Origin of the sequence: Deinococcus sp. NW-56 (genome assembly GCF_002953415.1) — a bacterium.
Lineage (GTDB): Bacteria > Deinococcota > Deinococci > Deinococcales > Deinococcaceae > Deinococcus.
This window is the reverse complement of the sequence record NZ_CP026516.1, coordinates 1,093,135-1,116,127: the sequence shown is the minus strand read 5'-3', so window position 1 is coordinate 1,116,127 and position 22,993 is coordinate 1,093,135. Positions and strand designations below refer to the sequence as shown.

At 71.5% G+C, this 22,993-nt stretch carries 25 protein-coding genes; 19 read left to right on the top strand and 6 right to left on the bottom strand.

The annotated features are described in order from the left end of the window. Positions 1-21: 21 nt before the first annotated feature. Genes C3K08_RS05660 through C3K08_RS05650 form a run of 3 tightly spaced genes read left to right on the top strand, consistent with a single transcriptional unit; the run spans position 22 to position 2,118 of the window. Positions 22-705: a cytochrome c biogenesis CcdA family protein gene (locus C3K08_RS05660; RefSeq protein WP_104990422.1), complete on the top strand. Its 684-nt coding sequence runs from the start codon at positions 22-24 to the stop codon at positions 703-705. Then, positions 702-1,373 (top strand): heme ABC exporter ATP-binding protein CcmA, encoded by a 672-nt coding sequence (gene ccmA / locus C3K08_RS05655; RefSeq protein ID WP_104990421.1) that lies wholly within the window; start codon positions 702-704, stop codon positions 1,371-1,373. Before C3K08_RS05660 ends, ccmA begins: the two co-directional genes overlap by 4 nt. Before the next feature lie 10 nt (positions 1,374-1,383). Further along, positions 1,384-2,118, top strand: a complete 735-nt coding sequence (locus tag C3K08_RS05650) for a heme exporter protein CcmB (RefSeq protein ID WP_104990420.1) — start codon at positions 1,384-1,386, stop codon at positions 2,116-2,118. 2 nt (positions 2,119-2,120) lie between these two features. Here C3K08_RS05650 and C3K08_RS05645 read toward each other — a convergent pair whose 3' ends face one another. Then, positions 2,121-2,840 (bottom strand): hypothetical protein, encoded by a 720-nt coding sequence (locus C3K08_RS05645; protein ID WP_104990419.1) that lies wholly within the window; start codon positions 2,838-2,840, stop codon positions 2,121-2,123. Positions 2,841-3,059: 219 nt separating this feature from the next. Between C3K08_RS05645 and ccsA the strand changes: the two genes are divergently transcribed. The 9 genes from ccsA to C3K08_RS05600 all read left to right on the top strand — a co-directional run bounded on the left by ccsA (position 3,060) and on the right by C3K08_RS05600 (position 9,766). Continuing rightward, complete coding sequence (ccsA, locus tag C3K08_RS05640) at positions 3,060-3,770, top strand: cytochrome c biogenesis protein CcsA (protein ID WP_104990418.1); 711 nt, start codon at positions 3,060-3,062, stop codon at positions 3,768-3,770. Continuing rightward, on the top strand, positions 3,763-3,885 hold the full coding sequence (gene ccmD, locus C3K08_RS05635; protein WP_104990417.1) for a heme exporter protein CcmD: 123 nt from the start codon (positions 3,763-3,765) through the stop codon (positions 3,883-3,885). The genes ccsA and ccmD overlap by 8 nt, the downstream gene beginning before the upstream one ends. Then, a complete protein-coding gene (ccmE, locus tag C3K08_RS05630) occupies positions 3,882-4,340 on the top strand; it encodes a cytochrome c maturation protein CcmE (protein WP_104990416.1) in 459 nt (152 codons plus the stop codon). Before ccmD ends, ccmE begins: the two co-directional genes overlap by 4 nt. A 121-nt stretch (positions 4,341-4,461) precedes the next feature. After that, a complete protein-coding gene (locus C3K08_RS05625) occupies positions 4,462-6,456 on the top strand; it encodes a heme lyase CcmF/NrfE family subunit (protein WP_104990415.1) in 1,995 nt (664 codons plus the stop codon). Between the two features lie 115 nt (positions 6,457-6,571). After that, a complete protein-coding gene (locus tag C3K08_RS05620; protein ID WP_104990414.1) occupies positions 6,572-7,153 on the top strand; it encodes a TlpA family protein disulfide reductase in 582 nt (193 codons plus the stop codon). Positions 7,154-7,209: 56 nt separating this feature from the next. Next, positions 7,210-7,644, top strand: a complete 435-nt coding sequence (locus C3K08_RS05615) for a cytochrome c-type biogenesis protein CcmH (protein WP_104990413.1) — start codon at positions 7,210-7,212, stop codon at positions 7,642-7,644. Continuing rightward, positions 7,644-8,693: a c-type cytochrome gene (locus tag C3K08_RS05610; RefSeq protein WP_234009184.1), complete on the top strand. Its 1,050-nt coding sequence runs from the start codon at positions 7,644-7,646 to the stop codon at positions 8,691-8,693. Before C3K08_RS05615 ends, C3K08_RS05610 begins: the two co-directional genes overlap by 1 nt. Then, on the top strand, positions 8,690-9,283 hold the full coding sequence (locus C3K08_RS05605) for a Rieske 2Fe-2S domain-containing protein (protein ID WP_234009183.1): 594 nt from the start codon (positions 8,690-8,692) through the stop codon (positions 9,281-9,283). The genes C3K08_RS05610 and C3K08_RS05605 overlap by 4 nt, the downstream gene beginning before the upstream one ends. Next, positions 9,284-9,766, top strand: a complete 483-nt coding sequence (locus tag C3K08_RS05600; RefSeq protein WP_104990411.1) for an N-acetyltransferase — start codon at positions 9,284-9,286, stop codon at positions 9,764-9,766. Here the strand turns inward: C3K08_RS05600 and C3K08_RS05595 are convergent. Then, a complete protein-coding gene (locus tag C3K08_RS05595) occupies positions 9,745-10,809 on the bottom strand; it encodes an LLM class flavin-dependent oxidoreductase (RefSeq protein WP_104990410.1) in 1,065 nt (354 codons plus the stop codon). The two genes, C3K08_RS05600 and C3K08_RS05595, sit on opposite strands and share 22 nt — an antisense overlap. Positions 10,810-10,905: 96 nt before the next feature. Between C3K08_RS05595 and C3K08_RS05590 the strand changes: the two genes are divergently transcribed. Genes C3K08_RS05590 through C3K08_RS05580 form a run of 3 tightly spaced genes read left to right on the top strand, consistent with a single transcriptional unit; the run spans position 10,906 to position 13,135 of the window. Continuing rightward, the gene (locus C3K08_RS05590; protein WP_104990409.1) at positions 10,906-11,724 is read left to right on the top strand and encodes a hypothetical protein; all 819 of its coding nucleotides are present in this window, start codon (positions 10,906-10,908) and stop codon (positions 11,722-11,724) included. Positions 11,725-11,760: 36 nt separating this feature from the next. Next, positions 11,761-12,630 carry a CoA ester lyase gene (locus C3K08_RS05585; RefSeq protein WP_104990408.1) on the top strand — a complete coding sequence of 290 codons (870 nt, stop codon included), beginning with the start codon at positions 11,761-11,763 and terminating at the stop codon, positions 12,628-12,630. A gap of 25 nt (positions 12,631-12,655) precedes the next feature. Continuing rightward, entirely contained in the window at positions 12,656-13,135 is a 480-nt protein-coding gene (locus C3K08_RS05580) for a MaoC family dehydratase (protein WP_104990407.1), read from the top strand. A gap of 6 nt (positions 13,136-13,141) precedes the next feature. On the opposite strand, the gene C3K08_RS05575 is transcribed toward C3K08_RS05580, so the two are convergent. Both C3K08_RS05575 and C3K08_RS05570 read right to left on the bottom strand, forming a co-directional pair. Beyond that, complete coding sequence (locus C3K08_RS05575; protein ID WP_234009182.1) at positions 13,142-14,530, bottom strand: MATE family efflux transporter; 1,389 nt, start codon at positions 14,528-14,530, stop codon at positions 13,142-13,144. 262 nt (positions 14,531-14,792) lie between these two features. Further along, complete coding sequence (locus tag C3K08_RS05570) at positions 14,793-15,788, bottom strand: aldo/keto reductase (RefSeq protein WP_104990406.1); 996 nt, start codon at positions 15,786-15,788, stop codon at positions 14,793-14,795. Here C3K08_RS05570 and C3K08_RS05565 point away from each other — a divergent pair. The 3 genes from C3K08_RS05565 to C3K08_RS05555 all read left to right on the top strand — a co-directional run bounded on the left by C3K08_RS05565 (position 15,787) and on the right by C3K08_RS05555 (position 20,746). Then, entirely contained in the window at positions 15,787-17,103 is a 1,317-nt protein-coding gene (locus C3K08_RS05565; RefSeq protein WP_234009181.1) for a benzoate/H(+) symporter BenE family transporter, read from the top strand. The genes C3K08_RS05570 and C3K08_RS05565 overlap by 2 nt on opposite strands. A gap of 32 nt (positions 17,104-17,135) precedes the next feature. After that, complete coding sequence (locus C3K08_RS05560; protein ID WP_104990404.1) at positions 17,136-18,320, top strand: cysteine desulfurase-like protein; 1,185 nt, start codon at positions 17,136-17,138, stop codon at positions 18,318-18,320. 395 nt (positions 18,321-18,715) lie between these two features. Next, positions 18,716-20,746, top strand: coding sequence for a thioredoxin domain-containing protein (locus C3K08_RS05555; RefSeq protein ID WP_104990403.1), 2,031 nt, complete (start codon positions 18,716-18,718; stop codon positions 20,744-20,746). A gap of 332 nt (positions 20,747-21,078) precedes the next feature. Here C3K08_RS05555 and rpiA read toward each other — a convergent pair whose 3' ends face one another. Then, a complete protein-coding gene (rpiA, locus tag C3K08_RS05550) occupies positions 21,079-21,765 on the bottom strand; it encodes a ribose 5-phosphate isomerase A (RefSeq protein ID WP_104990402.1) in 687 nt (228 codons plus the stop codon). Beyond that, a complete protein-coding gene (locus C3K08_RS05545; RefSeq protein WP_104990401.1) occupies positions 21,758-22,270 on the bottom strand; it encodes a peroxiredoxin in 513 nt (170 codons plus the stop codon). The genes rpiA and C3K08_RS05545 overlap by 8 nt, the downstream gene beginning before the upstream one ends. 39 nt (positions 22,271-22,309) lie before the next feature. On the opposite strand from C3K08_RS05545, the gene deoC reads away from it, so the two are divergent. Beyond that, positions 22,310-22,987: a deoxyribose-phosphate aldolase gene (gene deoC, locus C3K08_RS05540; RefSeq protein ID WP_104990400.1), complete on the top strand. Its 678-nt coding sequence runs from the start codon at positions 22,310-22,312 to the stop codon at positions 22,985-22,987. The last annotated feature ends 6 nt before the right edge of the window (positions 22,988-22,993 follow it).

Here is a 22,993-nt window from a genome sequence, read left to right as displayed (position 1 = left end):
CCACCCCGCTAGACTCGGCCCATGTTGACCGCTCCCAGTGCCCCGTCCATCACGGTGGCCTTTCTGGCAGGGCTGATCTCTTTTCTCAGCCCCTGCGTGCTGCCGCTGGTGCCCAGTTACCTCGGGGTGATCGGGGGAGCGCGGGCGCCGCTGGGGCGGGCGCTGGGGTTCATCCTGGGCTTCGGGCTGGTATTTATCGCGCTGGGGGCGACTGCCAGCACGCTGGGCGCCCTCCTCGCCCCGCACAAGATTCTGCTGGGACAGGTGGCAGCGGTCCTGATCCTCTTCTTCGGGCTGGTGATGCTGGGGGTGGTGCGCCTGCCCTTCCTGATGCGCGACACGCGGGCGCTGGCGAACGCCGGGGGCTACGGCCCGGTCGCCCTGGGCGCGGCCTTCGCCTTCGGGTGGAGTCCCTGCCTCGGTCCGGCACTGGGGAGCATCCTGGGTCTGGCGGCGAGCACCACCAGCCTGGGCACGGGCGTGGGGCTGCTGGCCGCCTACACCGTGGGGCTGGCCGTGCCTTTCCTGATCGCGGCGCTGCTGTGGGACCGCCTGAACCTGCGGCGGCTCAACCGCTATGCGGGAGTCTTCGAGAAGGTGGGCGGCGCGGTCCTCGTGCTTGTCGGCGTGCTGATGCTGACCGGGCAGTTCACGCGGCTGGCGACCTTCTTCTATGAGGTGATGCCCGCGTGGCTGAGGGTGTGAGTCCGCACCCCGCCTCCCCTCCAACGGCCCCCCAAGCCCTGCAACTGCGTGACCTCTGGCTGCGGCTGGGCCGCGAGGTCATCCTGCGCGGGGTGACGCTGGACGTGCCCGCCGGGGAGGGGATCACCTTGCTGGGCGAGAACGGCGCGGGCAAGACCACGCTGCTGCGGGTGCTGGCGTCGGGACTGCGGCCCACGCGGGGGGAGGGGCGGGTGCTGGGCTACGACCTGCGCGACAGCCGGGCCGTGCGCGACCACGTTCACCTGATGCCGGTGGACGCGGGGCTGTACCCGGACCTGACCTGTACGGAGAATCTGGCCTTCGCCCTGCGGATGCACGGACAGCCCGGCGACGTGGCGGGAGCGCTGACGCGGGTGGGGCTGGCGGGGGCCGCGAACCGGCGGGCGCGGTTCCTCTCGGCGGGGATGCGCAAGCGGCTGGCCCTGGCGCGGGCCTGGTTGCTGGCCCGCCCGGTCACGCTGGTGGACGAGCCCTTCGCCAACCTGGACGAGGGGGGCCGGGCGCTGGTGCTGGAGTTGCTGGGCGACCTCGCGGGGCAGGGCGTGACCCTGGTGATCGCCGCCCACGAGCCGGGGCTGGCGCGGCAGGTGGCGCCGCGAGCGGTGCGGCTGGCGGCGGGCCGGGTGGAGGAGGACCGTGGAGCGTAGAACGTGGGGCATGGGCGAGCGTCCGTCCTCCGCCGCCCCCAACCCTCGCCCCCGGTCCACCGTCCTGACCCTCGCCGCCAAGGACCTGCGGGTGGCCGGGCGAACCCGCGACACGCTGCTCGCCACCGCCTTTTTCGCCGGGCTGGTGCTGCTGGTGCTGGGCCTCGCGCTGGGCGGGGACACGGCGGGGCGCTCCCCCACCCAGACGGCGGGGCTGGCGGCGGGAGCGGTCTGGACGGCCCTCGCGCTCGCGGCGGCGGTGGGCGCGGGGCGGGCCTTCGCGCAGGAGCAGGAGGCCGGGGCACTGGAGCAACTGTTGCTGTATCCGGGGCCGCACGGGGCGCTGTACCTGGGCAAACTGCTGGGGGTGCTGGGGCCGCTGGCGGTGGTGGCGGCCTTCACCCTGCCCACCGGCCTGCTGCTGTTCGGGGCGGCGGGAGCCGGGCAGGCCGTGCCGTGGGGAGCACTGACCCTCGTGACCGCGCTGGGCATCCTGGGGCTGAGCGCCGGGACCACCTTCTACAGCGCGATCACGGTGAACCTCCGCGCCCGCGAGGCCCTGCTGCCCGCGCTGGCCTTTCCCATCCTCGTGCCGGTGGTGATCGCCACCGTGAAGGCGACCAGCCTGCTGCTTGCGGGCGGCTGGTCGGGCGAGGTCACGACGTGGCTGATCTTTCTGGCGGGCTTCGACGTGGGGACAGTGATCCTGGCGACGCTGCTGTTCGGATTTGCGGTGGAGGGGTAACCCTATCCCCCCGCCACCAGCAGCACCGCCCGCCCGTCGTGGTCCCCGGTCGTCTCCGTCGCCGTGTCCAGGCGCGACCCCATCTCCACGTATCCGGCGCGTTTGTAGACCGACGCCGCATTCAACTTGTCCGCGAGGTCCTCGCGCGACACCTGGAAGGAGCGGTAGGGGTGGCCCAGCGTGGGGTAGATGCGCACGCCCTCCAAGCTGAAGGCCCCGGTAAAGGCGTACCCGCCCTCCACCGCCACCGGGCCGAAGATGCGCCCGTGGTTGTTGGGCAGCCAGAACGGCGCGTCGCTGAAGGCTTCTCCCCTGCCGGTGGGCAGCATGGGGTAGAGCTGCCCACCGACCTCGCCCCAGTAGCCGGTGGAGTGGCCGCCGCGCGGGGGATACCCGGCCGCCCGCATCGCGGCGAGCAGGCGGGTGGTGGCCTCCTGGGGGGTGCGGGCGCCCCGGTCGATCAGCAGCACGTTGATGGGTTCGCGCAGGGTGCGCCCGCCGACCTTCTCGCCCAGCCACGTCGCGGGCACGAGGTCCTTGGTGATCATCCAGCGGCCCACCGCGCCGATGCCGGGCACCGGGACGGTCACGTCGGCGGGGCGGTAGCCAGCGGGGTCGGGGAGAGCTGCGGCGGGCGCGGTGGCTGACGGAGCACAGGCGGCCAGCAGCGCGGCAGAAACGGCGGCGAGGACCAGCACGGGCAGAACGCGGGAACGCTTCATGGAGCCTCCGGGAAAGGGGAAAGGGTGATCCTCACGGTAGCAGGCGCGGCAGAGGCTATGAGCTCTGGGCAAAAGCAGTGCTCCTGATAGCCTCTGCCGGGGACACTCGCACTTGTCCCCAGGCCCACCGGGACGCGATCTTGGGCGCACGAAGGATTCCTGCGCCCACCGGCCTCACGGTGTGGGGCAGGGGGTGCGGGTGAGAATGGGGGACCTGAGATGAAACAAGACCGCGTGACGACGGGGCTGGGCCTCGCCACCCTGCTGAGCCTGGGGGTGGCCGTGGCTCTGGGCCTGAGTGCCCCCCTCGACCTCAACCAGGGGTCGCTGGTGCGCCTGTTTTTCGTGCATGTCCCCAGCGCGTGGCTGAGCTACCTCGCCTACGGCGGCACGGGCCTGTTCGGGCTGCTGTACCTGCTGACCCGGCAGCGCCGCTGGGACCGCCTGGCGATGGCGAGTGCCGAGATCGGCGTGCTGTTCACGGTGTCCACCATCGTGGGCGGGATGCTGTGGGCCAAGCCGACCTGGGGCGCCTACTGGGTGTGGGACGCCCGGCTGACGACCACCGCCCTGAGCATCGTGATCTACGGGGGCTACCTCCTGATCCGCTCCCTGATCGACGACCCGGACCGCCGCGCCCGCGTCGCCGCCGTGGTGGGGCTGGTGGGCACCCTGTACGTGCCGGTCAACTACATGGCGGTGGAGTGGTGGCGCGGGGTGCACCAGACGCAGACGCTGAAGCTGCTGGGCGGCATCCGTTTCGACGCCGCGCCCATCTACGGCTGGGTGCTGCTCGTCGCCACGCTGGCCTTTACCCTGCTGTACGCCTACCTGCTGCGGGTGCGCGGCATCCTGGCTGCCCGCGAGGACGCCCGCGAGGAACGCGAACTGATGGAAGACTTGAAGAGCATGGAGGTCGCCCGTGGATAAGTACACCGGATACGTCGTGGTCGTGTACGTCGTGACGTTCCTGCTGCTGGTGGGCTACCTGGGCTGGATGTGGTGGCGGCTGCGGCAGGTTCGGGACGAGGAGGAGCGGCGATGACAGTTCCCAACCCCCTGCCCCAGGCGCGGCGGCGCAAGAAAAACCCGCTGCCCACCGTGCTGGGCGTGCTGGCGCTGGTGGGCCTGACGGCCTTCCTGGCCTTCGGGAACCTGGGCAAGAGCCTGGAGTACTTCGTGACGCCGACCGAGTACGTGCAGCAACGCGCCGAGCTGGAAGGCCGCCCGCTGCGGATCGGCGGGCTGGTCAAGGCCGTGCAGTACAACCCGCAGACGCTGGACCTGCGGTTCAACGTGACCGACGGCAGCGCCTCCTTTCCCGTGCAGTACACCGGGGCGGTGAGCGACCTGTTCAAGGAAGACCAGGGGGTCGTGGTGCGCGGCGAGTTCCAGGGCGACACCTTCCATGCGTCCGAACTCGTGGTGAAGCACTCCGAGGAGTACAACGTGCCGCAGACGCAGGCGGAGCTGAAGGACCTGCTGCGGCAGGCCGAGTGATTCCGGTTCGTGAGAACCCGACCGACAGGGAGCAGGAATTGAAGAGTCCGGAGCGCAATGGAAGCACCAAAGCGGAGCGCTGGGGCTGGAGTGAAGTCTCCGGACTCCTGCAGGTGACAACGTGCTGAATCTGATTTCCTTTGACGCCAGCCCACTGGGGGCGCTGGGGCAGCTCTCGCTGCTGGCGGCCCTCGCCTTCACCCTGGGCGGCACCTGGCTCGCCGCCCTCGGGGGGCTCAAGGCCGACGCGCGGGCGACCGAGGCGGCGCGGCGGGCGGTGTGGGCCGTGTTCGCACTCGTCAGCCTGTCCACCCTCACGCTGATGGCGGCGCTGCTGGGCGACGACTTCTCGGTGCGGTACGTGGCCGAGCATTCCATGCGGGCCTCTCCGACGTGGATCAAGGTGACCAGCCTGTGGGGAGCGCTGGAAGGCTCCATCCTGCTGTGGGCGTGGTTGCTGGCGGGGTACGCCTTCATCCTCAGCCTGACCCTGCGGCGCGACGCGCTGCGGCCCTGGGCACTGGCCGCGATGTACGCCAGCCTGCTCTTTTTCGTGGGCATCTGCGCGACGGTCGCCAGCCCCTTTACTCCGCTGGCCCAGATTCCGGCGGACGGGCGTGGACCGAACCCCGCCCTGCAAAACCACTGGATGATGGCCGTTCACCCGGTGCTGCTGTATCTGGGCTTCGTGGGATTGGCGGTGCCCTTCGCCTACGCGGTGGCCGCGCTGGTGACCGGGCGGCTGTCGGACCACTGGGTCGTCGTGACGCGGCGCTGGACGCTGACCGCGTGGGCGCTGCTGACCGCCGCCATCGTCGCGGGCGGGTGGTGGAGCTACGAGACGCTGGGCTGGGGCGGGTACTGGGCCTGGGACCCGGTGGAGAACGCCTCCTTCATCCCCTGGCTGCTGGCGACCGCCTTCTTGCACTCCATTCAGATTCAGGAGCGGCGCGGCCTGATGCGCTCGTGGAACGTGTGGCTGATCGTGCTGGCGTACGCGTCCACGGTGCTGGGCACCTTCCTGAACCGCTCGGGCATCGTGCAGAGCGTGCACGCCTTCGCCGGGGGGCCGGTGGGACCGGTGTTCCTGGGGTTCCTCGCCTTCCTGCTGGTCGCGGGCATCGGGCTGGCCGCGTGGCGGGCGCCGCACCTGCGCGACGAGGGCGAGCCGCCCGCCGCCCTGAGCCGCGAGGGAGCGTTCCTGGCGGGCAACTGGCTGTTCCTGGTGTTCGCGGTGATGGTGCTGGTGGGCACCCTCTTCCCCACCATCGTGGAGGCGGTGCAGGGGCGGCGGGACACGTCGGTCGGCCCGGCCTTTTACAACGCCTTCGCCATTCCGCTGGGGCTGGGCCTGCTGCTGATGATGGGCGTGGGGCCGCTGCTCCCCTGGCGCCGGGCCGAGGGGCAGGGACTGTGGCGGGCACTGCGTCCCCTGCTGCTGGCGGGGGCAGGCGCGGCGGTGATCGCCTACGCCTTCGGGATTCGCGGCGTCGGTGTGCTGGCGACGGTGGGGCTGTCGGCCTACAACGTGGTGGGGCTGGGCCTGCTGACCGGGCGGGCGCTGCGGGCGTCCCGGGCGAGCGGGCGGGGCGGCGTGGTGGGCCTCGTGCGCGAGCAGCCCCGGCGCTACGGCGCGTACCTCGCGCACGTCGGGCTGGTCGTGATGGCGCTGGGCATCGCGTTCTCGTCGGCGTACCGGCAGGACGCGCAGGTCACGCTGAACGTGGGCGCGGCCCCCACGAAGTTGTTGAACGAGTCCGTTGCCCTGCAAACGATCCGGCCTGTTCAACAACCTTACGGGAGATCTATCGTCGCGCAGGTGCTTATCGACGAAGAACTCTTTGAGGCGCGGTTGAATACGTACGTTCAGGGAGGGGACACGCTCTTCGCCACCCCCGCGGTGCGCTACGGGCTGCTAGGCGACACCTACCTCGTGGTGACCGCCTTCGATCCAGGGGGGAAGTGGGCGAGCGTGCGGCTGATTGAAAGCCCGCTGGTGTCGTGGATCTGGTGGGGCACCCTGATCGTGGTGCTGGGGGCGGGGCTGACCCTGGTGACCCCGCGCCGCGCTCCGGCCCGTGCCCCGGCGTTGCAGGCGGCTCCGGCGACGGACTGAGGGGATGCCGCGTGACGTTGACTGGACGGCGAAGAGGGCAAGCTGGCGCTTGCCACCCCCCACCCCGACCCTCCCCCACAAGGAGGGAGGGAGAACACACAGCGAGTGAATCACCATGACTGAACTCTCCCCTTCTTCCAATCCGACCCCCGCTCCCGCGCCCCTGTGGCGGCGACTGCTTCCGCCCGTGCTGGCGGCCACGCTGGTGGCGGTGCTGGGCGTGGCGCTGCTCAGCCCCTCCCGCAATGCCACCGACGGCGGCCCCCTGGTGGGCAAGCCCGCGCCCGAGTTCACGCTGGAAAGCCTGGACGGGGCGCAGGTGAGCCTCGCTGCATTGCAGGGCCGCCCGGTCGTGCTGAACTTCTGGGCCTCGTGGTGCGAGCCGTGCCGTGAGGAAGCGCCGCTCTTCCGCGAACTGGGCGAGAAGCGGGGCGGCGAGAACGGCCCTGCCATCCTGGGCATCCTTTTTCAGGAGACCAAGGAGCAGAACGCCCGCGACTTTATCCGCGAGTACGCCTTGGCCTATCCCAACCTGCGCGATCCCGGCATCAAGACCGGAATCAACTACGGGGTGGCGGGGATTCCCGAGACCGTGTTCATTGACCAGGAGGGCATCATCCGCCACGTGGACCGGGGCGGGCTGAGCCGCGAGCGGCTGAACGTGGGCCTGGAGAAGATCGGGGTGGAGGGGATTTGAAGCGGCCAGCTTCCAGCCGCCAGCCGCCAGCGAGGGCACGCCTGCTGCCTCTGGCCATGAGCCTGCTGCTCTCCACTTCTTTCGCCCTGACGACCGATCAGGCCCTCCGCGCCGAGGCCATCGGGGACAACCTGCGCTGCCCGATCTGCACCGGGGAACCCATCACGCAGAGCACGAACGACATCAGCCGCGAGATGCTGCGCGACGTGCGCGAGCAGGTGGCGGCGGGGCGCAGCGACGCGGAGATCTACAGCTATTTCGCCGCGCGGTACGGCAACTTCGTGCTGCTGGACCCGCCAAAGGACGGCGTGGGGATGCTGCTGTGGGGCGCTCCGCTGGCGGCACTGGGGGCGGGGGGGCTGGTGCTGTGGCGCTTCCTGCGGCGCAAGCCCACCGCCGCCGCTGCCGCCACGCCCGAGGCCGAGGGGGACACCTTTGACCCCTACCTCGCCGAAGTGCAGCGCCAGACGCGGCGCAAGGAGGGGGCGTGATGCTGAGCCTCATCCTGCTGGCCCTGATCGTGGGCGTGTCGCTGTGGCTGGTGCTTTCGCCACTGGGAGCCGCCGCGCCGAGTGACCCCGACGCCCCGGAGCGCGAGCGGCTGACGGCCGAGCGTGACCGCCTGTACGGGGAACTCGCCGCCTTGACCGACGAGCGGCGACGGCCTGACCTGGAGCGCCGCGCGGCGCTGACCCTGCGGGCGCTGGACGCGCTGCCGCCTGCGCCTCCCCCGGCGAACCGGGCGGGCCGCACCCGCCGCCTCGCACTGATCGGGGTGGGGCTGGCCGCACTGGTGACCGTGGCTGGAGCGGTGACCTTTGTGCCGCGCTGGCAGCTTGCGGCCCTCTCGCCGCGTGAGGCGCAGACCGTCCAGAACTCGCTCGCGCTGCCCGAGTTGCGCCGCCGCGCCGAGGCCAGCCGCTCGGTGGCCGACTACCTCGCCTGGGGCCGGGCGGCCTTCGACTCCGCCCTGTACGACGAGGCGTCGAGCGCCTACGCGGCGGCCCTGCGGCTGGACCCCCGGCAGCCCGAGGCACTGCGGCGGTTGGGCATCGTGCTGCTGACCCGGCCCGCGCAAGGCGGCAAGGCACTGGGACCGGAGGAGGCGGAGCAAGCCTTCTTGCTGGTCCAGACGGCCGCGGGGCTCGCCCCCAACGACGCCGAGTCGCAACTGTTCCTGGGCTTTGCCCTCGTTCGCTTCGGGGAGGACGAGGCCGCCCTGACCGCACTGGAACGCTACCGAACCCTGAACCCCTCCGGCCGCGACGCCGACGAGACGATCACGGACATCCGCGCCCGCCAGAACGAGTCGGACCCCGGCCTGCGCGTCTACGCCGCCAACTGCGCGAGCTGCCACGGGGCGAACGGTGGGGGCGGGGCGCTGGGTCCCAGCCTGCGGGTGTCCAACCTCTCGCGGGATGGACTGCGGCAGATCATCCTCCAGGGCAAGGGGGCGATGCCCGCCTATCCCAACCTGGGGACGGACGACCTGAACGCCCTGCTGGACGTGCTGGAGCGCTGGCAGAAGGAAGGCGAGTGACGGGCGAGGGCGAGCGGCCCAGGGCACGCCGCCTGACGCGCCGCCGACTGCTGGAAAACTGGTGGGTCCTGCCCGTCGCGGGCACGCTGGGGACCTTCGGATACATGGGCTGGTACGCCTCGCGGGTGACGCTGGGCAAGCGGGACGCGGGCGAACCCCAGTTTCAGCCGGGAGCGGCGGTGCGGGTGGCCTCGGCGGGGCAACTGGCCCAGGCGTGGGCGGAGGTGCCGTTTTCCTACGACGGCCGCCCCTGCGTGGCGCTGCGGCTCCCGGAGCCGGTCCCCGGTGGCCTGAGCGTGGAGGGCCGCCACTACGCCGCCTACAGCCGCATCTGCACCCACCTGGGCTGCCCGGTGGTCCTCGTGCGCGACCCGGAGGTGCTGGCCTTCGCGTACAACTACCGCCCGCCGAGGGAAGACCAGCACCCGCAACTGGGGTGCCCCTGCCACTACAGCGTCTTTGACCCGTTGAAGGCGGGTGAGGCCGTCTTCGGCAAGGCGAATGGGCCGCTGCCCCGTGTCCGGTTGGAGGCGCGGGACGGCGACCTCTACGCGACGGGCATCGAACCCGCGGCGCCGCTGGGGGGCTGAGTGGACCTGACCTTTACTCAGGGCGACCTCGGCGCCGCCTCCGCCGTGCTGACCGCCACCGCCGCCCGGCTGCTGGAGCGGGGCGAACCGCTGTGGCCGCTGCCCAGCCTGACGCCGGAGCGCCTGAGCCGTCACTACCCGCCGGAGGGCTGGCGGGTCGCGTGGCTCCGAGGTGAGGCCGTGGGCACCTACGTGCTGCTGGACGCCGACCCCCTCTTCTGGCCGGACGACCCGCCGGGGCAGGCCCGCTACCTCCACAAGCTCGGCGTCCATCCGGCAGCGCAGGGGCGGGGCCTGGCCCACGCGCTGCTGGCCGAGGCCGCCCGCGAAACCCGCGAGGCCGGGGGCGCCTTCCTGCGGCTGGACACCGCCGCCACCCGCCCCAAACTCCGCGCCCTGTACGAGTCGGCGGGCTTCCGGGCGGTGGACGAGATGACGGTGAAGGGCTTTTTCGTGGTGTGTTACGAACTCGGCGTGGGCTGACGCCGCGCGACTTCTTCCCGCACCAGCGGAGCGACCTTCGTGCCGAACAGCTCAATGGAGCGCAGCATCGCCGCGTGCGGGAGGGTGCCCACGCTCATCTGCATCAGGAAGCGGGTGTGGCCGAACAGCTCGTGCTGGTGCAGGATCTTCGCCGCCACCTCCTCCGGGTCGCCCACGAACAGCGCCCCGCCCCGCCCACGCTCGGCGTCGAAGTGGGCGCGGCCCATCGGTGCCCAGCCCCGTTCGCGGCCGAGGCGATTCATGACGAGGCTGTGCGCGGGAAAGGCGAGGTCGGCGGCCCCCCGCGACGTGTCGGCGAGGAAGCCGTGCGCGTTGATGCCCAGCGGCAGTTCGCCGTGCCCGGCGGTGCGGGCCGCGTCCCGGTAGAGCCGCACGAAGGGCGCGAACCGCTCGTAGGCCCCCCCGATGATCGCCAGCGCCATCGGCAGCCCCAGCGTTCCCGCACGGCGGGCCGAAGACGGCGTGCCGCCGACCGCCAGCCACACCGGGAGGGGCGCTTCAGGGCGCGGGTAGACCCCCTGTCCACCCAGCGGCGGACGGGTGCGGCCCTGCCAGGTCACCTGCTCGCGCTCGCGCACCTGCAAGAGCAGCTCCAGCCGGTCCGCGAAGAGGGCGTCGTAGTCGGCGGGCATCCCGCCCAGGAACAGCGGGAACGACTCCGCGAAGGAGCCGCGCCCCACCATGATCTCGGCCCGGCCCCCGGAGAGGAGGTCCAGGGTGGCGAACTGCTGGTACACGCGCACAGGGTCGTCGGTCCCCAGCACGGTCACGGCGCTCGTCAGGCGGATGGTGTGGGTGCGGGCCGCCATCGCCGCGAGGACAGTCGCGGGCGAGGACACCAGGTAGTCGGGGCGGTGGTGCTCCCCCAGCCCGAACACGTCGAGGCCCACCTGATCGGCGAGTTCGGCCTCCTCCAGCAAGTTCTTCAGGCGCTCGGCGGGACTCAGGGTCACCCCGGTGGCGGGGTCAGGCGTGAAGTCCCCGAAGGAATACAGGCCGAGTTGGAAGGGGGTGGGAGTCATGGGCCTACTCTGCCACCTCTCCTCCCTCCGCGCTGTAGGCACGGGTGGGCCGTTCGGCGGATGCGCGGGGGCGGGCGAGGCGGCGAGAGTGGCCGGATGACCTCCTGGCCCCTGGACCCTGAACAGCTGCGTCACGAAGTGGAGGCGATGCGAGCCGCCGTGCTGGGCGCCGTGTTCGCCCGCCTGGGACACGACCGCCTGCGCGGCGTGTATTTCAAGGGCTCGGCGAGCAAGCCCTGGCCCGACCCCATCGACTACGTGCCCGAACTCAGCGACGTGGACCTGCACCTCTGGCTGCGTGACCCGCAGGACCGTCATCAGCTGACCGCCCCACAGGCCGCGCTGGGCTTCATGGCCGAGGTCAACGCCGCCTACGCGGCCGCCTGCCCGCGCCCCCTGCACTGGCCCCGCCTGCAACTCAGCCTCCTGAACGACCTGCTGGAGATGCCCCGTTTCGCCCGCTCGGCCGTCACCGTGCTGCACGGCGAGCCGTATCCCGGCACGGCACCCGACCCGGAGCACGACCGTCTGGCCCTGATCGAGCAGGACGAGGCGGCCCGGCACCTGGGTGCCGACCTCTTCGACAAGGTGGGGCCGCATCAGTACGCCGCCTTGCGGGGCCTCGCGTGGCGGGTCACTCCGGCGGCGCCCCGGCTGCTGCACGCGCTGGGGCTGCCGTGGGAGGAGGCGTGGGGACAGCCCCGGTCCGTGCTGGTCACCCACCTCCAGCACCGGGGGCACGGGGCGTTAGCAGACACCTACCGCGCCTACTACGGGGGCGCGTGGCGGGCGTTCGGGTCCGGCTGGCGGGACGCGGCGGCCCTTCACGGGGCGCTGACCCTGGGGTACGAGGTCCTGCGATACTCCGGAGCGGTGGCCCGCAGCCTGGCCCCGCTGGAGCCCGCCCGCCCCTGAAGCCCGGAGCGAGGGCCGTCCCGTATCCTGAGCCCCGTGCCTGCTCCTGACCCCAGCCTGCGCCCCCGCAGCGTCCTCTTCGCGCCGGGGGGCCGCGCCGACCTGATCGCCAAACTGCCCCGCTCCGCGCCCGACGCGGTCGTGATCGACCTCGAAGACGCCGTGCCCGCCACCCCGCAGGCCAAGGCCGCCGCCCGCCCGGTCGCCCGCGACGCGGCCCGCGACCTCGTGGCCGCCGCGCCGCACCTCGCCGTGTTCGTGCGGGTGAACGCGGTGCACTCACCCTTTTTTGAGGACGACCTCGCCGTGCTGACCCCCGAACTCGCGGGCGTGGTCGTGCCCAAGCTGGAGGCGGCGGCGGACGTGCGCCGGGTGCGGGCGACGCTCGCGGAGCGGGGCCTGGACCTCCCCCTCCTGGCCGGGCTGGAGACGGGCGCGGGGGTCTGGAACGCCCGCGAGATTCTGGCCGAGGAGGGCGTGGAGTGGGCCTATTTCGGGGCAGAGGACTACACGACCGACCTGGGGGGTACGCGGACGCCGGGCAATCTGGAAGTCCTGTACGCCCGCTCGCACGTCGCCCTCGCCGCCCGATTGACTGGGGTCCACGCGCTCGACATCGTGGTGACGGCCCTGAACGACCCCGACGCCTTCCGCGAGGACGCCGCGCAGGGCCGCGCCCTGGGCTACGGCGGCAAGCTGTGCATTCACCCCGCGCAGGTGGCCCTGGCGCACGAGTTCTTCGGCCCGACCGACGCGGAGGCCGAACGTGCCCGCAGGCTGCTCGACGCCGCGCACGAAGCGGCCCTCGCGGGGCACGGCGCCTTCAGCTTCGAGGGCCAGATGGTGGACGAACCCATGCTGGCAAAGGCCCGCGCCATCCTTCACGCCCGCGAACAGGCGAACTGACTCCCATCTTCCCCAGAGGCTCCCCATGAACGAAGACCTACTGCGCCCCCAGGGCCGCTATTTCGAAGAACTCACCCCCGGCACCGTCATTCGCCACCGCGTGACCCGCACGCTGACGGAGGCCGACAACGTGTTGTTCACCACGCTGACGATGAATCCCCAGCCCCTGCACCTCGACCGGGAGTACGCCGCCGCGACCGAGTTCGGGCAGCCGCTGGTGAACAGCCTGCTGACGCTGAGCCTGCTCGTCGGCCTGAGTGTCCATGAGCTGACGCTGGGGACGCTGGTGGCAAATCTGGGGCTGGACGGGGTGGTCTTTCCCAAGCCCGTTTTCCACGGCGACACCATCCGCGCCGAGTCCGAGGTGCTCGAAGCCCGCGAGAGCCGCAGCCGCCCGGACGCGGGCATCGTGGTGGTGGAGCACCGGGCGATCAACCAGCGCGGCGAGGTGGTGGCGCGGTGCAAACGGACGGCGCTGATGCAGCGGCGGCCTGCTACCGACTAACGCTCCTCAGTCCGTCGCCGCGTTCAGGGCCGTCTGCCCGGCGATCACCTGGCCCCACGACAGCTTCCGCCGCCGCCAGGTAAAGATGGCGATCTTCACGACCTCCTCCAGCACGCGGGCGACGAGCACGCCCCAGAACCCCAGCCCCAGGGGAAAGGCGAGCAGCCACGCGAGCGGCAGCCCCACCCCGAAGGCGCTGATCGCGTCCCCGATCAGCACGCCGCGCGTGTCGCTGCCCGACGGCAGGACGCCCGCTCCGCGCACCATATTGGCGACCTTGACGACCTGCACGGCGGCGTTGACCAGAATGGTCGCCAGCGCGATTCCTCGCACTTCGGCGCCCACGCTGGGGTAAAGGAGCGGCAGGACCAACGCGGAGAGGGCGAACAGCACCCCGAAGGTGACGCCGGTCACCAGCCCGAACCGCTCGACCGCCCGCGCCCGCTCGGCGGCGAGGGCCGCGTCGCGCTGCCCGACCGCCTGCCCGATCAAGGCGGTGGCGGCAGGCACCAGCCCGGACGACGCCACCACGAAGATGCCCTCCAGCGTGTAGCCGATCTGCACGCCCGCCAGCACCTCGGTGCCCAGCCGCGCCAGGAAGAGGGCGTAGAGCAGGTTGCCCCCGCTCCAGGCAAGCTGGGTGGCCGCCAGCGGCAGCGAGAGGTTCAGCAGGTCGCGCACCAGCACGCGGCCCCCCACCCCTACCCCCGACCACGCCGGGGCAATGGGACCGCGCGGGCCATAGAGGAAGGCGGCCAGCAGCCCGACCCGCACCGCCTGCCCGGCCAGCGCTCCCCACGCCGCACCGACCAGCCCCAGCCGGGGCAGCCCGAAGGCCCCATGCACCAGCGCGTAGCCCACCCCCACGTTGACTGCCGCCGCAATCAGGGTGGCGACCATCGGGATGCGGGGCCGCTCCAGCGAGCGCAGGACATTGCCCGCGACCACGCTCAGCACGATCAGGGGCACGCTCAGCAGCGCGACCTGAAAGAAGGGCGTGGCGGCCGCGAGCAGGTCCGCCGGAGCCCCCAGCAGCCCCAGCACCGGACCAGCGGAGGTGTACAAGCCCGCCACGATCAGGGTGGTCACCCCCAGGGCGAGCAGCAGGGCGGTGCCCGCCGTCCGGTTCACCGCGCCCCGGTCCCCCGCCCCATGTGCCCGCGCAACGAGGATGCCCGCGCCCGACCCCAGGGTGGCGAGGGTGAACATCAGGACCATCGTGACGTTGTTGGACAGGCCGACCGCCGCGACTGCCGTGGCTCCCAGGGTCGCGACGATCAGTTGGGCCAGGAAGTTGAAGAGGAGTTGAATGACAGCTTCGGCGCTCGCGGGCAGGGCCAGCCGCAGAATGTCCGGCAGGTGGGTGCGGGTGGATGGCAGGGGGACGGTCGACAAGAAACGAAACCTCCGCCGGGAACTCTAGGCGAGTGGTCCCGGCGGAAGCGTGCGGCTGTCTGAGCAGACGCTCAAGGGGGTGTGGTCGAGTCTCGCCAAGGGGGACAGCGTGGCCTTATACGGGACTGCTCTGATTCCAGAACGTTTGGAAGAACGCCGTAAGGTCTCCCATCACCGCAACCCCGTACTTTTTGCTCCTCGCTCTGCCTCGCAGCTCTCCAAGTCCGCTCGGATGATTCCAAGGAATCATCGCAATTCGGTATCAGTCCCCCGCCGGGAGGTACCAGTTGCGGTCCCAGCGGTGGGCATAGAGCTTGTGCGCCTGTTCGGCGGGCAGGCCCCGCCCATCCGCGAGGGCGAGGTTGCGCTCCACGTTGCGAACGCTGCGCATCCCCACGATGACCGTGCTGACGGCCGGATGGCTCAGCACGAAGCGCAGGGCGGTTTCGGGAAGCTGCGCGGTGGAGATGCCCAGGTCTGTCTCGATGGCCCGCAGCCGGGGCTGCAACTCGGCCTTGCGGCTTCCACCGAAGTAGGTGTGGCGCCAGTCGCCCTCGGGAAAGGTCGTCTCGGGCGTGATCGTGCCCGTCAGGCTTCCCTCGTCGAGCGCGACCCGCACAATCACGCCGACGCCGTGCATTCGGCAGGCGTCCAACAGGCGGTCCTGCGGCGACTGGTCGAAGACGTTGTAGATGACCTGTACGGTGTCCACGGCGCCCGACTCCACGGCCTTCACCGCGTTGTCCGGTTGGTGGTCGTTGATCGAGATGCCGAAGGCGCGAATCTTGCCCTCCCGCTTGAGCTGCGCGGCCGCCTCCTGCCAGTCGCCCTGACCCAGCCACGAATCGTTCCAGACGTGGAGCTGCTGCACGTCGATGCTGGGCAGGCCGAGGCGCTCCAGGCTGGCCTCGGTCATCCGCACGACGTACTCGCCGGGAAAGGCTTCGTCAGCGGTGGTGCCTGGCGCGGCGGGCCACTCCATGTTCCTGGGGCTGACCTTGGTGGCGACCAGGGTGCCGGGAAACTCACGAGCAACCTGCCCCACGAGGCGTTCGCTGTGGCCGTTGCCGTAGCCCATTGCCGTGTCGATGAAGTTGCCACCGAGTTCCACGTAGCGCCGCAGCGCCGCGAGGCTCTCGTCGTCCTGAGCGCCCTTCCACATGTCGGCGCCGATGCCCCAGGCACCGTAGCCGATCTCGGTGACAAGCAGGTTGGTGCGGCCGAGCGGACGGCGGTGGGGCGGGGAGGAGGTCGTCATGGGCGCACCCTACGCCTGCCGGGGGCGCCCCGGCATGAGCGGCGGCTTGAGCGTCTGCCGAGGCCCCACCGTGCTAGGCCCCGCCGTGCTGGAATGCGGGGCGATGCCTCCCACCGCCGACCTGCCCCGTTCCTCACGGCCAACCCTGCGCGACCTGTGGCGCGACGCCTCGGGATCGGCGGTCGTGGCGGGCTTTGTCGCGGTGGTCGTCGGGGCGGCGAGCAGCATCGGGCTGCTGGTGGGGGCGGCGCGGGACTTCGGGCTGACGCCGGGGCAGACGGCGAGCTGGGTGCTGGCCTGTTACCTCGCGATCAGCGTGTCGGGCGGGTGGCTGAGCTGGCACTACCGCGCCCCGATCAAGATGGCCTGGAGCACGCCGGGACTGGCGCTGGTGGCCTCGCTCGCGGCGGCTGGGGACCTGGGCTATGCCGAGGTGCTGGGCGCCTACGTCCTGACCGCCGGGGTGATGACGGCCCTGGGGTGGAGCGGGGCCTTCGAGCGCCTGACCTCGCGGATTCCGGCGGCGCTGGCGAACGCGCTGCTGGCCGGGGTGCTGCTGCCCTTCGTGCTGGGGGCGTTCCGGGCGCTGCCGCAGGCCCCGGTGCCGGTGGGCGGCATGCTGCTGGTCTTTTTGGCGGGGCGGGTGTGGTTTGCCCGCTGGGCGGTTCCGGCGGCGCTGCTGGCGGGGGCCGGGCTGTCGCTGGCGGTCGGCGCAGTCGGGCCGCTCACCGGGGGCGGGCTGGGTGCGCTGGTCTGGACCACGCCCGAGTTTTCACTGCGGGGTGCAGTCACGCTGGCGCTGCCGCTGACCATCCTGACGCTGGCCTCGCAGCAGCTTCCGGGGGTGGCCGTGCTGCGGGCCTGCGGGTACGGGCGGGTGCCCACCTCGCCGCTGATCACCGGCTCGGGGCTGGCGAGCCTGCTCTCGGCACCGTTCGGGGCGCATACCACCAACCTCGCGGCGATCACGGCGGCCATCGCCGCGGGCGAGGAAGCCCACCCCGACCCCGCCCGGCGCTGGGTCGCGGGCCTGAGCGCGGCCTTCTTCTACCTGATGCTGGGGGTCTTCGCGGGCTGGGTGGTGGGCGCGGTGGCGGCGGTCCCCCCGCCCGTGGTCGCGGCGTTGGCGGGACTGGCGCTGGTCACGACCACCCTCTCCAGCCTCACGGCAGCGCTGGAGGGCGACTATGGGCGCGAGGCCGCTTTCCTCACCCTGGCGGTCACCGCGAGCGGCGTGACCCTGCTGGGGGTGGGGAGTGCGGTGTGGGGGCTGGTGCTGGGGGGGGCGGTGCTGTGGGTGAAGGGGCGACGGTAGGCCAAGCAGCCTCACGTCCTACACTTCCCCCCATGACCCCCGAAGCCATCCGTGCCCAGTTCCCCCCGCTCGCCTCCGGGCGGGCCTACCTCGACAACGCGGCGGGCGGGCTGCTGCCGCAGCGCTCCATCGACGCGATCACGGGGCACCTCACCCGCTACGGGGCCATCAACGCGATGCCGGGACACCGGCCGGGGCAGGAGATTCTGGCGCTCAAAGGCCGCGCCCGCGAGGGGACCGCCCTCTTCCTGAACGCCAACCCGGAGGACGTGGCCCTGGGGCCGAGCGCGACCGCCCTCGCCTTCCGGCTGGCGGCGGCCTTCGCGCGGCTGTGGGGACCGGGGGACGAGGTGATTCTGTCGGGCCTGGAACACGAGGCGAACGCCAGCCCCTGGCGCGAGCTGGAGCGCGTGGGCGTGACGGTCAAGGTCTGGCACGCCCGGCAGCCCGACATGGGGCTGCACGCGGACGACCTCTCCGCGCTGCTCTCTCCGCGCACCCGGCTGGTCGCGGTGACGGCGGCGAGCAACGCGCTGGGGGCCACGGTGGACATTCCGGCGGTCGCCGCGCAGGTGCGGGCGGCGGGGGCGTGGACGGTCGTGGACGCCGTGCACTCCGCGCCCCACGTCTTTCCCGACGTGCAGGGCTGGGGGGCCGACTTCGTGATGTTCAGCCCCTACAAGGTCTGGGGACCGCACCTGGGGGCGCTGTGGATGTCGCCCGAACACCGCCCGCACCTCGCCTGGCCCAAACTCAGCTTCGTGCCCCAGGGGGACATCACCGGGCTGGAGCACGGCACGCCGCAATTCGAGCTGCTCGCCGGGTGGCTGGGCACCCTGGACTACCTGCGCGACCTGGGCGGCCACGCCACCCTGAGCCGCGAGGCGCTGGACGCCGCTTCCGCCCGCATCGTGGAGCTGGAACGCCCGGTCGGGGAACGGCTGCTGACGGGGCTGCTGGAGGCGCCGCGCGTCACGGTCTACGGCCCCTCCGCCTCTGCCGCCCGCATCGGCACCGTCGCCTTCCGCGTGGAGGGCGAGGCCCCCGAGGCGACCGCCGCCCGCCTGAGCGAGCGCGGGGTGGACGTGGCCGCCGGGCACTTCTACGCGGTGCAGCCCCTCAAGGACCTGGGCCTGTATCCGGAGGGCGTGGTGCGGGCCAGCATCGCGCATTACACGACGCTGGAGGATGTGGAGCGGCTGCTGGCGGGGGTGTAGGGGGCGGTCAGCTATCAGCAACTAGCCAGCAATGAGGGCGTAAACACTACCTTGCTCTTGCCCTAGCCCTCTTTTCCCTGTGTCAGCCGTTCGCAACGTTCCCGCCTGGCGAGTCCACGTTCCAGGCAGACGAGCCGTTCGGCGCGGTAGTGCCGAGGCCTTACGTTGGGCGGCAGGATGGCGTGGAAGGGGAAATGGGGGCAGGCCAGAAAGGGCCGGAACATGGGGGAACGACCTTTGCCCAGCGCAGCGTCGCTCCCCTGCCCCCTCTGGGGGGAGGGGCTGGGGGTGGGGGCAGAGGCGAATCAAGATGCCTTGCTTATCCCCAACACCCATGAAGCCTCTCCCCTCCTCCCTCACCCGAACCTTCACCCGCCGCGCACTACCCTGCCCCCATGAACCGCCTCGCCCAGGAGACCAGCCCCTACCTTCTCCAACACGCCGACAACCCGGTGGACTGGTGGCCCTGGTCCCCGGAAGCCTTTGAGGAAGCCCGCCGCCGCGACGTGCCCGTGCTCCTCTCCATCGGCTACTCGACCTGCCACTGGTGCCACGTGATGGCCCACGAGAGCTTCGAGGACGAGGCGACGGCGGCGCAGATGAACCGGGATTTCGTGAACATCAAGGTGGACCGCGAGGAACGGCCCGACGTGGACCGGGTGTACATGACGGCGACCCAGCTCATGACCGGGCAGGGCGGCTGGCCCATGACGGTGTTCCTGACGCCCGGCGGCGAGCCCTTCTACGCGGGCACCTACTTTCCGCCCGAAGACCGCTATGGGATGCCCGGCTTCCGCCGATTGCTGGCGACCGTGGCGCGGGCGTGGCAGGAGGACCGGGACAAGCTGCTGGGTAACGCCGAGGCCCTGACCGGCCACATCCGCGAGGCCAGCCGCCCGCGCGGGACGGCGGATGACCTCCCCACCGACTTCCTGCCCCGCGCGGTGGAGAACCTGCGCCGCGTGTACGACGCCGACCGGGGCGGCTTTGGGAGTGCACCCAAGTTTCCGGGGACGACCACGCTGGACTTCCTGCTGACGCGGGAGGACGGGCGCGACATGGCCCTGCACACCCTGCGGCGGATGGGGGCGGGCGGCATCTACGACCAGCTCGGCGGCGGCTTTCACCGCTACTCGGTGGACGCGCAGTGGCTGGTCCCCCACTTCGAGAAGATGCTCTACGACAACGCGCAGCTCACGCGCACGCTGCTGCGGGCGGCGCAGTACACGGGCGACCAGACCTTCGCCCGCCTCGCCCGCGAGACGCTGGCCTACCTCGAACGCGAGATGCTCGCCCCGGAGGGCGGCTTCTACTCCGCGCAGGATGCCGATACCGAGGGAGTGGAAGGGCTGACCTTCACCTGGACGCCCGACGAAATCCGGGAAGTCCTGGGGGACGGCCCCGACGCTGACCTCGTGCTGCGGGTGTATGGCGTGACCGAGGGGGGCAACTTCCTCGACCCGCACCGCCCGGAGTACGGCAGCCGCAACGTGCTGCACGTGCCCACCCCGCCGGAGGCGCTGGCCCGCGACCTGGGCGAAGACATGCCCGCTCTGCTGGAGCGGCTGGACACCGCCCGGATGCACCTGTTCGAGGCGCGGCAGGGGCGGCCCCAGCCCGGCACCGACACCAAGGTGCTGACCTCGTGGAACGGGCTGGCACTCGCCGCCTTCGCGGACGCGGGGCGGATTCTGGGGGAGGCCCATTATCTGGAAGTGGCCCGCCGCAACGCCGACTTCGTGCGCGAGCGGATGCGCCTTCCGGACGGTACCCTGCGCCACACCTACAAGGACGGGGTGGCCCGCGTGGAGGGGCTGCTGGAGGACCACGCCCTCTACGCGCTGGGCCTCGTCGCGCTGTACCAGGCGGGCGGCGACCTCGCCCATCTGGAATGGGCGCGGGAGCTGTGGGAGGTTGTTCGCCGCGACTTCTGGGACGAGGAGGCGGGCCTCTTCCGCTCCACCGGGGGCAACGCCGAAACCCTGCTCACCCGTCAGGCCGAGGCCTTCGACGCGGCGGTCCTTAGCGACAACGCCGCCGCCGCCCTGCTGGGACTGTGGATGGGCCGCTACTACGGAGACGAGGAGGCCGAGACCCTGGCCCGCCGCACCGTCCAGACCTACGCGGCCGACATGCTCGCCGCCCCGCACGGTATGGGCGGGCTGTGGCAGGCGGCGGCCTTCCTTGAAGCCCCCCACGTCGAGGTCGCCCTGATCGGTACCCCTACCGAACGCGCCGGGCTGGAGCGGGTGCTGGCCCGCTTTCCCCTCCCCTTCGCGGCCCTCGCTCCCGCCGAACAGGGCGAGGGGCTGCCCGTGCTGGAGGGGCGGCCGGGCGGCGGCACCGCCTACGTGTGTGTGGGCCACGCCTGCGACCTGCCGACGAAGGACCCGGAGGTGCTGGCGGAGCAGTTGGGGCGGTTCTAGGGAGCGGCCAGCAGGGGGTGGGGGGGGTCTGCGGTTCCGGCGTTGCCCCCTTACCCCTTGCTCCGCAAGGACCTTCGCTACGCGGCTCTACGAGTCGCCCACGGGGAGAGAGGGGTGAAACTGCGCTTTTGCTGAAGCCATCTTCTCCCTGTGTCCGCCGAACCCAACGTCCCCACCTCGCAAGTCCTCTTTCCAGGCAGACGAGCCGTTCGGCGCGGATGCGCCGAGGCCTTTCCCTCGGGCGAAGGATGGCGTGGAGGGGGAAACGGGGGCGAGGCAAGCGGGACCGGAATATGGGGGGACGACCTTTGCCGAGCGCAGCGCCGCTCCCCCTACCCCCGCCGAACCTCCCGCACCCCCTCCGGCGCCGCCACGAACGCCACGTCCGCCACGCCCAGGAAAAAGCCCGTCTCCACGACCCCCAGCGTGCCCTTAAGCTGCCGCTCCAACTCGGCAGGGTCAAACGCGGCAGGGAGCTGCGCGTCATAGATGTAGTTCCCGTTGTCCGTCACGTAGGGCTGCGCTCCCGGTTGCCGCAACCTGCCGCCCGGCACCAGCGCCCGCAACCGCTCGACCGTCGAGAGAAAGCCGAAGCGGGTGATCTCGACGGGGAGCGGTGCCTTCTCCCCCAGCCGGGTGACCAGCTTGGTGTGGTCCGCGATGATGACCAGCCGCCGCGCCTGCACCTCGGTGAGCTTCTCGCGCAGCAGCGCCCCGCCCAGCCCCTTGATGAGGTTCAGGTCGGGGTCGATCTCGTCCGCCCCGTCGATGGCGATGTCGAGCGGCCGGGGGTCCAGCGGCTGCACGGGCACGCCGACCTCGCGGGCCAGCGCCTCCGACGCCTCGCTGGTGGCGACGCCCACGATGTCCTTCAACTCGCCCACCGCCAGCTTGCGCCCAAGTTCCTCGATGGCGTACTTGGCCGTGCTGCCCGTTCCCAGCCCCACCCGCATCCCGCTCTCGACGAGGGCGACAGCGCGGAGGGCCGCCTCCTTTTTCAGCGCTTCGAGGTCACCCATCGCCGCGCCCTCCCCGGTCGGCTTCGATGGCGGCGGCGACCGCGTCCGCGTGGCCGTCCACCTTCACCGCGAGCCACGACTTGACCAGCCGCCCGTCCGGGCCGATCAGGAAGGTCTGCCGCTTGATGCCCTCGGTAACCTTGCCGTACAGGGTCTTGGGGCCATAGCTGCCAAGTTCCTTCAGAAACTCGGCGTCGGGGTCTGAGAGCAGCGGGAAGGGCAGGCTGTACTTCTCGGCAAAGGCGCTGTGGCTGGCCGCGTCGTCCCGGCTCAGGCCCAGGATGGCGGCGCCGAGTGCCTTCAGGCTCGCGCTGTCGCGGAAGTCGCAGGCTTCCTTCGTGCAGCCGGGCGTGTCGTCCTTGGGGTAGACGTACAGCACCACGTACCGCCCGGCGTAGTCGGACAGGCGGTGCAGGTGGCCCCCCGCGTCAGGCAGGGCGAACTCGGGGAAAGCCTCGCCGGGCTGGAGGCGGGGAGCCGGGTCAGTCGTGGCCGGGTCGGTCATGGAAGGAGGGTAGCGCGGTCAGCCCTTATTCTGCGGGACATGGACCTTGCCCCCTACATCGACCACACGCTCCTCAAGGCCACCGCCACCCCGGACGACATCCGGACGCTGTGTGCCGAGGCCCGCGAGCATGCCTTCGCCGCTGTCTGCGTGAATCCCGTCTACGTGCACCTCGCCGCCGCCGAACTCGCCGGGTCGGGCGTGAAGGTCGCCACCGTCTGCGGCTTTCCGCTGGGTGCCGTCCTGCCAGGGCAAAAGGCCGTGGAAGCCCGCCTCAGCGCGGAAGCCGGGGCCGACGAGGTGGACATGGTGATCCACATCGGCGCGGCGCTCGCCGGGGACTGGCAGGCCGTGGAGGAGGACGTGCGGGCCGTCCGCAAGGCGATTCCCGACCGCGTGCTCAAGGTCATCATCGAAACCTGCTACCTGAACGAGGAGCAAAAGCGCGGCGCGACCGAGGCCGCCGTCGCGGGCGGCGCGGACTTCGTCAAGACGAGCACTGGCTTCGGCACGGGCGGGGCGACCGTGGAAGACGTGCGCCTGATGGCCGAGGTGATCGCGGCCCTCCAGCCAGCACAGCGCGTCCAGATCAAGGCGGCGGGCGGCGTCCGCACCCCCGACGACGCGCGAGCGATGATCGAGGCCGGGGCGACGCGTCTGGGCACCTCGGGCGGCGTGGGCCTCGTCAGCGGCGGGGGGAACGGCTCTGGCTACTGAGGCTCC